This window comes from Rhodococcus sp. KB6, from assembly GCF_001445685.1.
Lineage (GTDB): Bacteria > Actinomycetota > Actinomycetes > Mycobacteriales > Mycobacteriaceae > Rhodococcus_F > Rhodococcus_F qingshengii.
Window position 1 is genome coordinate 98,121 of the sequence record NZ_LNAK01000006.1, and the last position, 13,451, is coordinate 111,571.

Below are 13,451 nucleotides of genomic sequence, written 5' to 3' on the forward strand. Positions count from 1 at the left end.
GTCGGTTCAGTTTGTCGACGAAGCGTCAGCGCCCTGTGGACCATTCCCTGGTGTGGAGGAGGTGATCGGGTCGTGCGCGGATGTTGGTAGCACATCATGAGCGGTGAGTTCTTGGGCGCACGAATCACATTCGAGTCTGACGTGGGCCTCGCCGTCGCAGTCACGATGTTGGTAGCGGACGGGAGGTCCCTCGGGTGCCATGTAGGTATCACCCCAGTCTTTGATTGCCATCAAAATCGGGTAGATGTCGTGGCCTTTTCGAGTGAGCCGATATTCCGCATGGGCGGAGTCTGTTTGCACTTTCGCCAGAATTTCGTGCTCGACCAGTCGATCGAGTCGGTCTTGGAGTCGACTACGCGAGATTTCCATCGCACTCTGAAAGTGGTTGAACCGACGAACTCCCGCGAACGCCCACTTCAGGATGACCAGCGTCCAACGGTCGCCGAGGATCACCAGCGGTCGAGAAATCGAGCAGGGCACTTCGGACAACTCTTTGTAACGCATGAGCCATCCTACCAAGTAGTTCCAAAATGAGACCACACCTGTTAGATTCAGTCTCGAAATGAGACTAAGGAGTGGAAAGTGAACATGACAACTAGCGAGCCCGCGCAGGTTTCGACATTGGCCGAGTTGCTCGATCGACGCTGGACGTGCCGCCAATTTCATCCGGATCAGGTCCCACACACCGACATCGAACGCTTACTCGAGCTCGCCCAGCAGACCCCGTCCTGGTGCAACACTCAGCCTTGGCAGGTGATTGTCACCGAAGGCGCGGCCACCGATCGCTTCCGCACGGAACTCCTCTCCCACATCCAGGCAGGAGGAGAAGCTCAGCCGGATTTCCCCTTCCCTGCGGAATACACAGGGATCTACCGTGACCGTCGCCGCGCATGCGGTCTTCAGCTTTACGACAGTGTGGGCATCGGTAAAGGGGACCCGCGAACCCTGACCCAGGCGCTCCGCAATTTCGAGTTCTTCGACGCCCCGCACGTTGCGCTGATAACGACCGAAGCGGACCTTGGTGTTTACGGGGCCGTCGACTGCGGCTTGTACACAAGCACTTTCCTGATGGCTGCACAGAGCCTTGGCATCGCCGCCGCCCCACAGGCGGCACTTGCGTCGTACGGGCCATTCGTGCACAACTATTTCGGGATCCCCGAGAGTCGGCGCGTCCTTCTCGGTATCTCGTTCGGCTACGCCGATCTGGATCATCCGATCAACTCTTTCCGTACCGCCCGCGAGACCGTCCCGAATGTCGTTACCTGGCAGCGTGATTGAGGCTCTGCGATAGCCACAGTTGCATCTTGAATTTCGAATGCCCCGCACTCGCCCCTCCCACCGCCCAGCGCGGGGAACTGCGCTCGCCCATCACTTGTCGGAGTTTCTGCTGCAACTGAGTGCGCGGTCTGCGGTGACGAGACGGTTCGAACTGGTTGTCGAGGTATGCGGGGGAAGCGAGTTCGCTCAACCGAGCGCTCGCACGCACGGACCGGGATTTCGCGCGCCCGATCGGTGTGGTTGTGCGCACCACGATGCGACGGATTTCCAGACCCATTCGGGCCCGGTACACGGGGTGCGCGCTCAGTTTCCCGGAGTCGAGACCTGCACCGAGATCGGACTCGCACCATCGAGCATCATCTACAACGGAGGATTCACATGACCGCTTCGACTGTCGGCCGACTGATGGTCGCAGGTGCTGCAAAATGCATGTCCAGTCGTTCGCGCACCACAGAGCTTCGAGTACTGGCAGGCGCCGTCGGAGTGGGAGCACTCGTCGCGGCCGTCGCTGGGATCCGTCATCGGCGATCCACGCGTGGGTTGACTCTTTCGAGCGACGTCGAGCCCAATGCACTCCTGAAGACTCCGACGCTCAAAGCTGACATCAGCGAACTGACCACCGACGACGGTGCGATCATCAATGTCCGGGCTTACGGTCCCGTCGACGGCGATCCGATCGTTCTCAGTCACGGCTGGACGTGCTCCACCGAATTCTGGTACCCGCAGGTCAATGCGCTGGCAGGCGAATATCGGGTCATCACCTACGATCAGCGCGGTCACGGCCGCAGCACTGTCGGCAATCTTCCGCTCGGCCCGGACGTCCTTGCCGACGATCTCTCTGCAGTGCTGGCGGCCACGGTTCGCGAGGACAAGAAGGCGGTCATCGTCGGTCACAGCATGGGCGGGATGAGCATCATGGCCTGGGCGGGTCGTCACCCCGACGAGGTCGAGAAGTACGCGTCGGCGGTCATGCTCGCGAGCACCGCGAGCGGGAGGTTGATCGCGGAGACCACGGTCATCCCGCTGCCCAATCGTTTTCCTCGCGTGCCGGTCCCCGTGGGCCGCGCCATCCTCAGTTCGCCCGTTCCGTTCGTCTCCTCGGGCGCCATGACGAGGGCGTTCCGCTACGTCTCGATGTCACCGAACGCGACCAAGGCCGAGATTCAGTTCTGCGAGAACATCGTTCGTGAGTGCAAGCCGCGTGTTCGTGGAGGTTGGGGAGCAGCGCTGAGCACCCTCGATGTTCACGAGGGACTCGACAATCTCGAGGTGCCGACCACCGTGCTCGTCGGTGCGCTCGATCGGCTCGCTCCGCCGGTTCATGCGCGCAAGCTTGCGCAGGTCCTCGACGACGCCGGCAACCTCGAACGGTTGATCGTGTTGCCGGGCGTCGGTCACATGTCGTCGATCGAGAACATCGACGAGTTCGACAAGGAAATTGTGCGACTGCGCAATCTCTAGCCCCACGACCAGCTGGCGACCCGTCAGCGCCGTGTGGAACGTCGAAACGTCGTTGGACTGGTCACCGAGAACTCCATGTCAGATCCGCGTGCCGGTGCGGGCTTCTCCGTGACCACAGAAAGACCCATCTGCTCCCACCCCGAGTCGCCGCGCCGACGCTCGCCGACTAGAGAAAGGACCACCACCATGAAATATGACCACATTGAGCATTCGCACGGCTGCAGCACGCTCGGAGTCGATCACGCTGCTCACACCGGAGCAGATCGACGAGGCAGTCAAGCGACCGACCGACTACCGCGCGCCGGGCAAATGACGACCGAAGGAATAGATCCCGGCAGCAGCCGAGTCGCACCCGCTGCGACGGAGACTACGAAAACACCTGACCTGGGCACCTACGGAATCTGGCGAGGAGCGGCTGGTTTGCCGCCCGAGCTGGGAACTGCGATCGAGAAACTCGGTTTCGGCACCATCTGGATCGGCGGCTCCCCACCCGCCGATCTACGGATCGCCGAGAAACTTCTCGACGCGACCGAGCACATCACCGTGGCAACCGGAATCGTCAACATCTGGTCCTCACCTGCGGCTGAGGTGGCGGAGTCCTATCACCGACTCGAAGCCGCGCACCCGGGGCGATTCCTGCTCGGCGTAGGCGTCGGACATCCGGAGGCTACCGGCGACTACACCAAGCCGTACGCCTCGCTCGTGTCGTACCTCGACGAACTCGACGCGGCCCAGGTCCCGGAGGCGCGGCGCGTCCTCGCCGCACTGGGGCCGAAGGTGATGAAGCTGTCTGCCGCTCGCGCCGCCGGCGCGCATCTATACCTGACCACCCCCGAGCACACGGCCGAAGCTCGCGAAATCCTCGGCCCTTCGAAGATCCTGGCCCCCGAGCACAAGGTTGTCCTGGAAACCGATCCGGAGAAGGCCAGAGCAATCGGTCGCCCCGCCGTCGCCAACCCGTATCTGTATCTGCGCAACTACACGAGCAATCTCGAGCGCCTCGGTTTTGCGCCCGAAGAGTTGGCCAACGAGGGGAACGATCGCGTCATCGACGCCCTGGTTGCGCGGGGTACCGCGAAGTCCATCGCGGATCGGCTTCGGGAGCATGTCGCGGCGGGTGCCGATCACGTTGCGATCCAAGCACTTCCCGCCGAAGGTGATCCGATCGCGACCTACGAAGCACTGGCCGCCGAACTCTTCGACTGACCGGGCAACCCTTGACTTGGATAAGTAGTGTCCGAGAATGCTTGGGCACGACCTATCCGAGTAAAGGAGAAAAATCATGAAGATCGTCATTTTCGGAAGCGGACTTATCGGAAGCCAGGTCGCCGCCGAGCTCGCTGACGCCGGGCACGACGTGAAGGCGCTCGGTCGTGGCGGCGGGATCGCCGACGCAGTTGAGGGCGCGCCAAAGCCACAAGATGGCACCGTCGAGATTGCCGAGCCCGAACCGCTGGGCATCGACGAACTGGTCCGGCGCCTGTTCGTCGTCACCGGCGACAACCGTTCGGCGATCTTCGATTGCTCGGCACCCGGCAATGGCGCATGGATCGCGTGCGAATCAGGGTGCCGGATTCAGATACCGAGCCGATGGCGGCGTGACATAGCCAATCGCCGGATTCGACGACCGGTACTGGGGGCGGTTCCATGCGAAGGCCGACCAGACTTGCCGCACCTGCGCACCTGCGCGCGAAAAGCTGGGAGGCACTCCAGAAGTGGGTTATAGACGGAGCCGACGGTTGCCCTTGCGTGTGCCACCACAATCGTTGCGCCGCAGGAAGTGAAGATCCGCCACAATCGCAACGAAACCAACTGCTATCCAGCCGACGGTCGGCCACCTTCGGTGTCCCCCGACATGAACTCCGCTGCGCTCCGTTCTGTGAAAAGCACTGATTTGTTTTCACTTCTGGCCTTCCGATTCTCGTCGGCGGTGACCTGCGCGCAACCCCTGGCGGCGCAAGCGCCGGCCGATGGCTCCGAGAAATTTTTGTCACTCGCACGCTCCCGCCAAAATTTTCTCGGCCCAGGGGTGGCACTCCGGCCCCCTCATGCCGACGCGATTCTCCTTTGCCAGAAGGCGAAAAAAATTGGCGGGGCACGAGGCCCGGTCACTTTCACAGCAAGGGGAACGACATGCAGAACATCCGTTTGAGGACCGCCACCGACGTCTTGGCCGCAATCCCGGCGTTGCTCGGATTCGTCCCCGTCAGTTCCGTCGTGATGATCGCTCTCACCGGGTCACCGGCCATGCTCGCGTTCGTTGCGCGCACCGATGTCATCGGTGCCGATGCGGCAGCCGACTACAGCACCGCACTCGAGCAAGCCGCAGCCACGTCGGTTATCTGGGTTGTCGTCGGCGCCGGTCCGGTGGCAGCCGCCGGACTCGATCAGATCGAGGCAGCTCAGCGCGAGCTCGACAGCAGGGGAATCCGCAGCGTCCGCACCCTTTTCTCGGAGTCTCTTGAGGTCGGAGCGGGGTGGTTCGACACCAACGGCGAGGTGCCTGATTAGCAATGCATGTCCTGCGTCTCATGCCATTAGTTGCCCTTTCGTGGGTTCGCTTCGGCCATGGGCCGGGCATCTTCGTTTCGTCCGTGTTGGCTGACTGGGTTAGGTGACCATTCAGAAGTCGTTTGTCCGAAATGTCGTCCCCATCGGGGACGCCTCAACCCCGAGACTTCAGCGCCGCCCGCGCGGCATTGAACCCACCCATCCCGTGAACCCCGCCGCCCGGCGGAGTTGCGGACGAGCAGAGGTAGACGCCCGGGGCGCCGGTGGCATAGGGGTCCAGTCCGAACCGGGGGCGCGCGATGATCTGCCGCGCAGTGTTCGCCCCCGCGGAGATGTCGCCGCCCACATAGTTGGGGTTGTACGCCTGCATTTGCGGCACATTGCGCACGTGGACGCCCACGATCCGGTCCCGGAACCCCGGCGCAAAGCGTTCGATCTGACTCGAGATCGCATCGGTGGCGTCCCCCGGATAGCCGTGCGGCACATGCGCATACGCCCACACGGGATGGATGTCTCCCACAGATCGGGAGGGGTCGGCCAAGAACTGCTGGCCCAACAGAATGAAAGGCTTGTCCGGCATCTGACCCCGAACGGTCTGGCGTTCCACGGCAGCAGTTTCCGAAATCGTGCCGGACAGATGCAGGGTGCCGGCCTTGCGGGCGTGCGGATTTGTCCACGGCACGACGCTTCCGTCGGAGTCACCGCGCACGGCGTAGTCGACCTTGTAGGCGGCAGTGCCGTAGCGGAATTTGCGGTAGGCCCGGGCAATGCGATCAGGCTGCCGGCCGTCGAGCAGGCGCCCGGCCGCATCGGGTGCGATGTCGAGCATGACGATGTCGTAGTCGGCGATCTGGGAGTAGTTGGTGACCCAGTTCCCGGTTTCGATGGTGCCACCGAGGCTGCGCAGAATCGAGGCGAGCGCGGCTGCAATTGACCCCGAACCACCTTGTGCCACAGGCCAACCGTGAGCATGGGCTCCAGCAGTGAGCATCGAGCCGACAGCGCTGGCCAGGGGAAGGGTGAGCGTCCCGAACATGTGCGCCGCGACACCACCGAACAGCGCCCGCGCCTGTGGAGTCTTGAACATCCGCGCGAAACCCGTCGCGGGAAGCAGAGCGCCCGTCCCGAAACGGGCGAGCATCAGCGGGTGCTTCGGGACGTGCACGATCGGCTGGAAGACGTCCTGCACCAACTCGTCGAAGTTCTCGGATAGGTATCCGAAGACGTCGAGCCACCGCTTACCGTCGACACCCAGTCCTTCAGCGGTCCGGTTGATATCGCGCCACAGAACCCCGGCGGTGCCGTCGTCGAGTGGATGGACCAGATCGATCTCGGGCCACAGCCACGTCAGGCCATGTTTGGCGAGGCCGAATTCGCGGTCGAGTTCCTTGAAGTAGGGAGAGGCCAAAGCGGTGGGATGGAAGGCGGAGCAATCGTCGTGGACGAGTCCGTCGACTATGTATTCGCTGCTGCGGGTGCCGCCGCCGATCTTGTCCGCACCCTCGATGACATGGACGTCGATTCCGGCGCGGGCGAGTTCGATCGCCGCCGCGAGACCGTTGGGGCCACTGCCCACCACTACTGCTGTTGTCATTTGCTCTTCGCCACCCGTCTTCTCAGGTGTGAGCCTACGGAAATTACAGCGATGGCATTCTGCGAGCAAACAATTCAGGCCTAGACCTTGGTTGATCGATCAACTTTTGTTACAGTTCGAGGCGCACTGGCCGCAGCTGATTCTTATCGCTGCGGCCAGTTGTTGCATTCATCGCCCATCGCGCCTGTTTCCTGCGGATTCGGTATCCTGTGAATCGGAACTTCTCTGCACAGACGCAGCTCCGAAATCTGTCGAGGGGCCTTCTGGCTCCCTGCATCGCCGCAGTTCAGAGCAATTATAGGGCTACCTTAGTTGCGCCCGTGCCGGGGTTCTGAATTATCGTTTTCGTTACACGGTTGACTCACAAAAGTTTCAACCGACCGAAGACTCACGTCGCCGGGTGCCAGAACGCACACCATCGCGTCTGCGCAGGGCGGCTACTTCGGTGGTACCGAACACATCGTCGTGTCGGTGCTTTGAAGGACTTGCATTGCAAGTTGATGGCCATCAGCGCTGCTGGTCGTCGGTGCATCTTTATGGCATACGAAGGCTGGGTATGAAGCAACTTCCAGGCCCCCAGGGCCTCTATCACCCGTCCAATGAGCACGACTCCTGTGGAGTCGCATTTGTTGTCGACATGCATGGTCGCCGCAGCAGGGACATCGTCGAAAAGGCGATCACCGCTCTGGTCAACCTCGAGCATCGCGGCGCTGCCGGATCCGAACCCAACACGGGTGACGGTGCGGGCATTCTGCTGCAGGTTCCCGACAAGTTCTTCCGAGCTGTCGTGGACTTCGCGCTGCCCGCCGAAGGCGCGTACGCAACCGGTATCGCATTCCTCCCGCAGGGCGACGCCGATGCACACGAGGCTGCTGCTGCAGTCGAGAAGATCGTCGTCGAAGAGGGCCTGAAGGTTCTCGGCTGGCGCGAGGTCGGAACAGACGACTCCTCGCTGGGCGCACTGGCGCGCGACGCGATGCCGACGTTCCGTCAGATCTTCATCGGTTCCGAGGGTGACAAGTACACCGGCATGGATCTCGAGCGTCGTGCATACGTGGTGCGTAAGCGCACCGAGCACGAGCTCGGCTCCGAAGGCGCCGGCAAGGGTGGCCCGGGTAGCGAGACCGTGTACTTCCCCAGCCTGTCCGGCCAGACGTTCGTCTACAAGGGCATGCTCACCACCCCGCAGCTCAAGGGTTTCTACCTCGACCTGCAGGACGATCGTGTCGAGAGCGCACTGGGCTTGGTCCACTCGCGCTTCTCCACCAACACGTTCCCGTCGTGGCCGCTGGCGCACCCGTTCCGACGGGTCGCTCACAACGGTGAGATCAACACCGTCACCGGCAACGAGAACTGGATGCGCGCTCGCGAGTCCCTCATCGACAGCGACGTCTTCGGTGGCCGCGAGAACCTGGACAAGATCTTCCCGATCTGCACCCAGGGCGCCAGCGACACCGCTCGTTTCGACGAGGTGCTCGAGATGCTGCACCTCGCCGGTCGCAGCCTGCCGCACGCAGTTCTCATGATGATCCCCGAAGCCTGGGAGAAGCACGAGAGCATGGACCCCGCTCGTCGGGCGTTCTACGAGTACCACTCGGCTCTCATGGAGCCCTGGGACGGACCGGCGTCGGTGTGCTTCACCGACGGCACCGTCATCGGCGCCGTGCTGGACCGCAACGGTCTGCGTCCGTCGCGTCTGTGGATCACCGAAGACGGCCTCGTCGTCATGGCGTCGGAGGTCGGCGTCCTGCCGATCGATCCGTCCACGGTTGTCCGCAAGGTCCGCCTCCAGCCCGGCCGCATGTTCCTCGTGGACACCGCGCAGGGCCGGGTCATCAGCGACGAGGAACTGAAGAACGAACTCGCTGCCGAGCACCCGTACCAGCAGTGGATCGACGAAGGTCTGATCCACATGGACGACCTGCCGGACCGTCCGTACACGTACATGTCGCACGAGCGCGTCGTCCTGCGCCAGCAGCTCTTCGGTTTCACCAACGAAGAGGTCAACCTGCTGGTCAAGCCGATGGCTCTCTCCGGTGCCGAGGCACTGGGCTCGATGGGTACCGACACTCCGATCGCCGTGCTCTCGTCACGTCCGCGGATGCTGTTCGACTACTTCTCGCAGCTCTTCGCTCAGGTCACCAACCCGCCTCTCGACGCGATCCGTGAAGAGGTTGTCACCAGCCTCGGCGCGACCATCGGCCCCGAGGGTGACCTGCTGCACCCGAATGCGGACTCCTGCAAGCAGATTGCGCTCCCGCAGCCGATCCTGCACAACGACGACCTGTCGAAGCTCGTTCACGTCAACGACGACGGCGAATTCCCGGGCTTCCGCAGCGTCGTGATCCGCGGCCTGTACCCCGTCAAGGAAGGCGGCGACGGTATCCGTCGTGCGCTCGAGGGCATCAAGTACCAGGTCTCGCAGGCAATCGAGGGTGGCGCACGCATCGTCGTGCTCTCGGACCGTGAGTCCACCGAGGACTACGCGCCGATCCCGTCGCTGCTCCTCACCTCGGCCGTGCACCACCATCTGGTTCGTGAGAAGTCGCGCACCAAGGTCGGTCTCATCGTCGAGGCCGGCGACGCCCGCGAGGTGCACCACATGGCGCTCCTCATCGGCTTCGGTGCCGCAGCGGTCAACCCGTACATGGCTTTCGAGACCATCGACGAGTTCCTGCAGAATGGCGAGCTCGAGGGTCTGACCCTCGAGAAGGGCATCGCGAACTACATCAAGGCCGCCGGCAAGGGTGTCCTGAAGGTGATGTCCAAGATGGGCATCTCGACGCTCGCGTCGTACACCGGTGCTCAGCTGTTCCAGGTCATCGGCCTCTCGCAGGAGCTGACGGACGAGTACTTCACCGGTCTGCAGTCGCAGCTCGGTGGCATCGGCCTCGACCAGATCGCAGCCGACGTCCAGGCACGTCACGCCGTCGCATACCTCGATCGCCCCGAAGAGCGCGCTCACCGCGAGCTCGAGGTCGGCGGCGAGTACCAGTGGCGTCGTGAAGGCGAGTACCACCTGTTCAACCCGGACACGGTCTTCAAGCTCCAGCACGCAACTCGCACAGGTCAGTACGAGGTGTTCAAGGAGTACACGACCATGGTCAACGACCAGTCGGAGCGCCTTGCCGCTCTGCGTGGTCTGTTCGACTTCAACATCGGCAAGCGGCCGTCGATCTCGATCGACGAGGTCGAGCCGGCCAGCGAGATCGTCAAGCGTTTCTCGACGGGTGCGATGAGCTACGGCTCCATCTCCGCCGAGGCTCACGAGACTCTCGCCATCGCGATGAACCGTCTGGGCGCCCGCTCCAATTCCGGTGAGGGCGGCGAACATCCGTCGCGCTTCACGCCGGACGAGAACGGCGATCTGCGTCGCAGTGCCATCAAGCAGGTCGCGTCGGGACGCTTCGGCGTCACCTCGCACTACCTGAGCAACTGCACCGACATCCAGATCAAGATGGCGCAGGGAGCCAAGCCCGGTGAGGGCGGCCAGCTTCCGGCTCACAAGGTGTACCCGTGGGTGGCCGAGGTTCGGCACTCCACGCCTGGCGTCGGCCTGATTTCGCCGCCGCCGCACCACGACATCTACTCGATCGAGGATCTCGCTCAGCTGATCCACGACCTGAAGAACGCCAACCCGCAGGCCCGCATCCACGTGAAGCTGGTCTCCGAGGTCGGCGTCGGAACCGTCGCGGCCGGTGTCTCCAAGGCACATGCCGACGTCGTTCTGATCTCCGGTCACGACGGTGGCACCGGTGCCACCCCGCTGACCTCCGTCAAGCACGCGGGCGCACCCTGGGAACTCGGCCTCGCCGAGACCCAGCAGACGTTGCTGCTCAACGGTCTCCGTGACCGCATCGTCGTGCAGGTCGACGGCCAGCTCAAGACGGGTCGCGACGTCGTCGTCGCTGCCCTGCTCGGCGGCGAGGAGTTCGGTTTCGCCACCGCACCGCTGGTGGTCTCGGGCTGCATCATGATGCGCGTCTGCCACCTCGACACCTGCCCCGTCGGTGTCGCGACGCAGAACCCGTTGCTGCGTCAGCGTTTCAGCGGCAAGCCGGAATTCGTCGAGAACTTCTTCATGTTCATCGCCGAAGAGGTTCGCGAGCTTCTCGCGGAACTCGGATTCCGCACGCTGCTCGAAGCCGTCGGCCAGGTCGACATGCTGGACACCACGCGCGCTCTCGATCACTGGAAGGGAAGCAAGGCAGGCAATCTCGATCTGTCGCCGATCCTCACCCAGGTCGAGTCCGCGTTCATGGACCAGGACGTCCACTGCACCGGTACGCAGGATCACGGTCTCGACAAGGCACTCGATCAGCAGTTGATCGTCTCGGCCCGCAACGCACTCGACAAGGGTGAGGCGGTCTCCTTCGAGTCCGCGATCACCAACGTCAACCGCACGGTCGGCACCATGCTCGGCCACGAGGTCACCAAGGCGTTCGGTGGAGAGGGCTTGCCCGAGGGCACCATCGACATCACGTTCACCGGTTCCGCCGGTAACAGCTTCGGTGCTTTCGTGCCCAGCGGTATGACCCTGCGCCTGCACGGCGACGCCAACGACTTCGTCGGCAAGGGCCTCTCGGGTGGACGCATCGTCGTACGCCCGCCGCTGGATGCAGCGGAAGGCTTTGTCGCCGAGGACAACATCATCGGTGGCAACGTCATCCTGTTCGGCGCCACCAGCGGCGAGGCTCTGCTTCGCGGTGTCGTCGGCGAACGCTTCGCAGTCCGTAACTCCGGCGCCACTGCCGTCGTCGAGGGTGTGGGCGATCATGGTTGCGAGTACATGACGGGTGGAAAGGTGGTCATCCTCGGAGCCACCGGACGTAACTTCGGCGCCGGCATGTCCGGTGGCGTCGCGTACATCTACAACCCCGACAAGGCATTCGAGAAGAACCTCAACACCGAACTGGTGGACCTCGAGGATCTTTCGGGCGACGACTTCACCTGGTTGAAGGGCGCCATCGAACGTCATCGCGACGAAACCGGCTCCGAGGTTGCAACGCGCATCCTCGCTGACTGGTCGCAGCAGGTGGGTCACTTCGCAAAGGTGATGCCCCGCGACTACAAGAAGGTTCTTTTGGCCATCGCGGCCGCAGAGAAGGATGGCAAGAACGTGGACGAGGCAGTTATGGAGGCAGCTCGTGGGTGATCCAAGCGGCTTCCTGAAGCACACGTCGCGCGAACTTCCGGTTCGCCGGCCGGTGCCGTTGCGCCTGCTCGACTGGAAAGAGGTCTACGAGGAGTTCCCGAAGGAAACCCTCAAGACCCAGGCCAGCCGTTGCATGGACTGCGGAATTCCTTTCTGCCACAACGGTTGCCCTCTCGGAAACTTGATTCCCGAGTGGAACGACCTGGTCTACAAGGACCACTGGCACGACGCCATCGAGCGTCTGCACGCGACCAACAACTTCCCGGAGTTCACCGGTCGTCTGTGCCCCGCACCCTGTGAGGCGTCCTGTGTCCTGGGCATCAACCAGGATCCGGTCACCATCAAGCAGGTCGAGGTCGAGATCATCGACAAGGCCTTCGACGAAGGGTGGGTCAAGCCGGTTCGCGCCGCGCACGCCACCAACAAGAAGGTTGCGGTTGTCGGCAGTGGTCCGGCCGGTCTGGCTGCAGCGCAGCAGCTGACCCGCGCCGGTCACGCAGTGACGGTCTTCGAGCGGGCAGACCGCATCGGCGGCCTGCTGCGCTACGGCATCCCCGAGTTCAAGATGGAGAAGCGGCACATCGACCGCCGTCTCGAGCAGATGGAAGCCGAAGGCACCGTCTTCAAGACCAACGTCAATGTCGGCGTGGACATCACCGCGGACGAGCTGCGTGAGCAGTTCGACGCAGTGGTTCTGGCCGGCGGCGCCACCGCAGCTCGCGATCTTCCGATCCCGGGCCGCGAACTGGACGGCATCCACCAGGCGATGGAGTTCCTGCCGATCGCCAACCGCGTGCAGTTGGGTGACCTCGACGCTCCCACCATCACCGCTGAGGGCAAGAAGGTTGTCATCATCGGCGGCGGCGACACCGGAGCGGACTGCCTCGGCACCTCGCACCGTCAGGGTGCGGCCAGCGTCCACCAGTTCGAGATCATGCCGCGTCCGCCGGAGACTCGCGCCGAGCAGACTCCGTGGCCGACGTACCCGCTCATGTTCCGCGTGGCTTCGGCTCACGAGGAGGGCGGCGAGCGTCTGTTCTCCGTCAACACCGAGAACTTCGTCGGTGAAAACGGCAAGGTCACCGGTCTCAAGGCTCACGAGGTCGAGATGAAGTCGGGTCGCTTCGAGAAGGTCGAGGGCTCGGACTTCGAGCTCGAAGCCGATCTCGTGCTCCTGGCCATGGGCTTCGTCGGTCCCGAGAAGCCGGGTCTGCTCACCGATCTCGGTGTCGACTTGAACGAGCGTGGCAACGTCGCCCGCACGTCGAAGTGGAACACCAACGTCGACGGCGTGTTCGTGGCCGGCGACATGGGCCGCGGTCAGTCCCTGATCGTCTGGGCCATCGCCGAGGGACGTTCCGCAGCAGCCGCTGTGGACACCTACCTCGAGGGTGTCACGGCCCTTCCGTCACCGATCCACCCGACAGCGGCTCCGCAGCGCTAGAGGCTCTC

General features: G+C 63.3%; 9 protein-coding genes and 1 pseudogene. 8 read left to right on the forward strand and 2 right to left on the reverse strand.

Translation table 11 applies throughout. The features are described 5' to 3' along the window. Positions 1-6: 6 nt before the first annotated feature. On the reverse strand, positions 7-504 hold the full coding sequence (locus ASU23_RS01155) for a helix-turn-helix domain-containing protein (protein WP_082661279.1): 498 nt from the start codon (positions 502-504) through the stop codon (positions 7-9). A gap of 84 nt (positions 505-588) precedes the next feature. On the opposite strand from ASU23_RS01155, the gene ASU23_RS01160 reads away from it, so the two are divergent. The 6 genes and pseudogenes from ASU23_RS01160 (at position 589) to ASU23_RS34430 (ending at position 5,250) form a co-directional block, all read left to right on the forward strand. Next, positions 589-1,278, forward strand: a complete 690-nt coding sequence (locus tag ASU23_RS01160; protein WP_058036984.1) for a nitroreductase — start codon at positions 589-591, stop codon at positions 1,276-1,278. Positions 1,279-1,707: 429 nt separating this feature from the next. After that, positions 1,708-2,739 (forward strand): alpha/beta fold hydrolase, encoded by a 1,032-nt coding sequence (locus tag ASU23_RS01170; RefSeq protein WP_058037010.1) that lies wholly within the window; start codon positions 1,708-1,710, stop codon positions 2,737-2,739. Between the two features lie 220 nt (positions 2,740-2,959). Continuing rightward, positions 2,960-3,052: pseudogene (locus ASU23_RS35215) on the forward strand (GYD domain protein); the annotation flags it as partial. Then, positions 3,049-3,945 carry an LLM class F420-dependent oxidoreductase gene (locus ASU23_RS01180; protein WP_058036986.1) on the forward strand — a complete coding sequence of 299 codons (897 nt, stop codon included), beginning with the start codon at positions 3,049-3,051 and terminating at the stop codon, positions 3,943-3,945. The pseudogene ASU23_RS35215 and the gene ASU23_RS01180, both read left to right, overlap by 4 nt. 76 nt (positions 3,946-4,021) lie before the next feature. Further along, positions 4,022-4,465 carry a hypothetical protein gene (locus tag ASU23_RS34630; protein WP_058036987.1) on the forward strand — a complete coding sequence of 148 codons (444 nt, stop codon included), beginning with the start codon at positions 4,022-4,024 and terminating at the stop codon, positions 4,463-4,465. A 407-nt stretch (positions 4,466-4,872) separates the two neighbouring features. Beyond that, the gene (locus ASU23_RS34430) at positions 4,873-5,250 is read left to right on the forward strand and encodes a DUF4192 family protein (protein ID WP_058036988.1); all 378 of its coding nucleotides are present in this window, start codon (positions 4,873-4,875) and stop codon (positions 5,248-5,250) included. A 154-nt stretch (positions 5,251-5,404) separates the two neighbouring features. On the opposite strand, the gene ASU23_RS01195 is transcribed toward ASU23_RS34430, so the two are convergent. Further along, positions 5,405-6,844, reverse strand: coding sequence for an NAD(P)/FAD-dependent oxidoreductase (locus ASU23_RS01195; RefSeq protein WP_058036989.1), 1,440 nt, complete (start codon positions 6,842-6,844; stop codon positions 5,405-5,407). A 556-nt stretch (positions 6,845-7,400) separates the two neighbouring features. Between ASU23_RS01195 and gltB the strand changes: the two genes are divergently transcribed. Together gltB and ASU23_RS01205 are read left to right on the forward strand one after the other, a co-directional pair. After that, on the forward strand, positions 7,401-11,999 hold the full coding sequence (gene gltB / locus ASU23_RS01200) for a glutamate synthase large subunit (RefSeq protein ID WP_042453347.1): 4,599 nt from the start codon (positions 7,401-7,403) through the stop codon (positions 11,997-11,999). Continuing rightward, complete coding sequence (locus tag ASU23_RS01205; RefSeq protein WP_003943594.1) at positions 11,992-13,443, forward strand: glutamate synthase subunit beta; 1,452 nt, start codon at positions 11,992-11,994, stop codon at positions 13,441-13,443. Before gltB ends, ASU23_RS01205 begins: the two co-directional genes overlap by 8 nt. Positions 13,444-13,451 lie beyond the last annotated feature (8 nt).